This window comes from Bartonella sp. AC535YNZD, from assembly GCF_042196625.1.
In the GTDB taxonomy this organism is placed as follows: domain Bacteria; phylum Pseudomonadota; class Alphaproteobacteria; order Rhizobiales; family Rhizobiaceae; genus Bartonella.
Genome location: NZ_JBHIQP010000041.1, coordinates 1 through 2580 on the forward strand (window position 1 = coordinate 1; position 2580 = coordinate 2580).

Genomic DNA, 2580 nt, shown 5'->3' on the forward strand with positions numbered 1-2580 from the left:
AACTTGACCATCTTTCTCTTTGTTCTTTACATGACGTGCTACAAAGGCATTGGCTTCATCATTCCATAACAAAGCATCACCTTTAACTTGCTGAGTAATATTCGTTATGTTTTTAGTAAGTTCGCTAAACTTATTTGTTACATTATCATTGACACTCTTGATATTGCTATCAAGCTGGCTTTTGTTAACAGCATCATTATTGTTCTTTGCTTCCCCAACACCAGAAATTATCCGATCCGCACCGTTTTCATTTGCAATATTGATTTCTGTGCCACCTACTTTTGCACCAATAGTGAGACGACTCGTTGTCTTATCTTGCTGAACAAAGCTCTCGCTTTCCACTTTGGTAATTACATTATTAACCTGTTCAGTCAATTTATTCTGAACATTCGTGATAGAACTTCCAACTCCTGCAAGTGCATCCGCTACATTCGTATATTTCTTGTCAAAAGAAGTACCATCCTCACTAAACTGCTTGATCTTGAAATCTGGATCTCTCCATATGTTCTCTTCATCGTAACCAGCACCACCACCAAAATAGGATGCAAGTGTGTTACCCATTGCATAAAGTTGACTACCATTGACAGCATCCGTTGATTTAACGCTGATCTCACCACTATCTAGAAACGTAATTTTACTGTTTTCCTGTCTCCTTACAGCTCTGCCTTTTTCTTCTTGCTTCTTCTCATGACGCGCTACAAAGGCATTGGCTTCATCATTCCATAACAAAGAATCCTGTGCTATCCCTTCAGAAACTTCTTTAATCCGTGCATTCACATGCTTGATATTTGTATCAAGACCGGCAAAAGCACTCCCAACATCATTAAAAGAGCCCTCTGTTATATTACCCTTTGTATCAATCTTGGATAAGTTATAAGTTGGTCCCGTCATGGCAGAACCAGCAACTCCTGCACCTCCACCAAAATATTTTGATGTATTCGCCATAGCCGTTTCCAGATTTCTCGCTGTGGACGAAAGACTCTCACTGATTTTGCTTAACTGTGAAAAATTAACGGCATCGTTCGCTCCAGTGCCATCAGACACTCCTGTAATCTTTTTACCCCCAGCATCAATACCACCCCCAGACATGCTAGGGCCGTCCTTAATCACAAAGCCATCATCACTCATCGTACTATTGCCTGTAATGACGCTTGTAAGTTTGAGAGTATCACTCAAAGTAAATTCAATTTTATGCTTACTTTCTGCAGTATTTTCTGCAATTTTTAAGTTATCTTTTCCTACTTCACTATTTTTCACTGAAAAATCTATTGTACTGCCTGGATTTACGTCTGTAGGATCGGTATCGTTAGCAGAGAGTTTCCAAACTCCTGACGCCAAATCTCGCAACGCTTTTAACTGTGCAACATTCACTGCATCAGTATCTTCACTACCCGCAGCCACACCGGTAATTTGTCGTGTTAGCTTACCATTACCCACGCCACCTACATCTCCTACACTAAAAGCTCCTGTTGTGCTTTTCCATGCTATACCGGTTTTTGTTGTCTCTTTACCTGTTGTAGGATCATAACCAGCAACATTCTTGTTTCTATCAGAGATAGATCCTCCACCTACAGCAACACCATCATTAACAAGCGCCTTTGAATTTACACCAATGGCAACCGAATTTTCCGTTACAGCATACGCTTGCGTACCTATAGCAATCGCATTTTCAGCATACGCGATTACTTTTCCGACAGGATTATCTGCGTTTTTTTCAAAGTGCCTGCCCCCTATTGCAATAGCACCTGCCCCCAAAGCTTCAGCATCTGTACCTAAAGCAACACTATTTGTACCTAATGCAGTTGCAAGCCCTCCAATAGCAACTGAAGATTTCCCCGACGCCTCTGATCCCACGCCCATAGCAATACTTGCTATACCACCTGCAAGTGCGGAAACACCAAAGGCTTGCGCTCCTCCAGCCTTTGCTGTCGCACCTGAACCAAAAACGGTTGAATAATTACCCGTCGCTGCAGACCCACACCCTGTTGCAAAAGAATAAGCACCATAAGCCTCAGGCAATGCATTAGTAAAACCACCAGTACTTCCCCCTATATAACCACCCAAAACTTTACCATTAGTGCTACCCGTGTATCCATCACCAGTCCAAATCACCTGTTCAGTGGTCGTACCATAAGGATGACGACCATTAAACGCTTGATCAGTAATAAATCTATTATATTGTTGCTCTGCGGTTATTCGTCGATTATCAGCAATTCCTTGTTGTTGTTTGCCGCCACGACCAACAACGTTGTCTGCACCACAGAAGTCATCATCACCAGAAAAAACAACACTCCCATGACTACCACGCGGATACATAACATTAACACTATTTGTGCTTCTAATTATCTCTCCTGTTATTGAGAGATTCGCCGCAAAAACAGGAGAAACACTCGATAAAAGTGTGGCCATTACCGTACTAAGAGAGATAACTTTAATTAAATTTGGTGTGGAATATTTTTTTTTCATAACAAACTCTCCAATGAAAAAAACTTAAAAACACCTTCAAAACATAAAAAAGACACATTTTAGCATTATTGATCTCTTTGGAACTTAGAGTAGAGAATCATTGCTTAGAGTGTG

1 pseudogene is annotated in these 2580 nt (G+C 41.0%); it reads right to left on the minus strand.

The features are described from left to right. Positions 1-2466: pseudogene (locus ACFIM8_RS08945) on the minus strand (hypothetical protein); the annotation flags it as partial. Between the last annotated feature and the right edge of the window lie 114 nt (positions 2467-2580).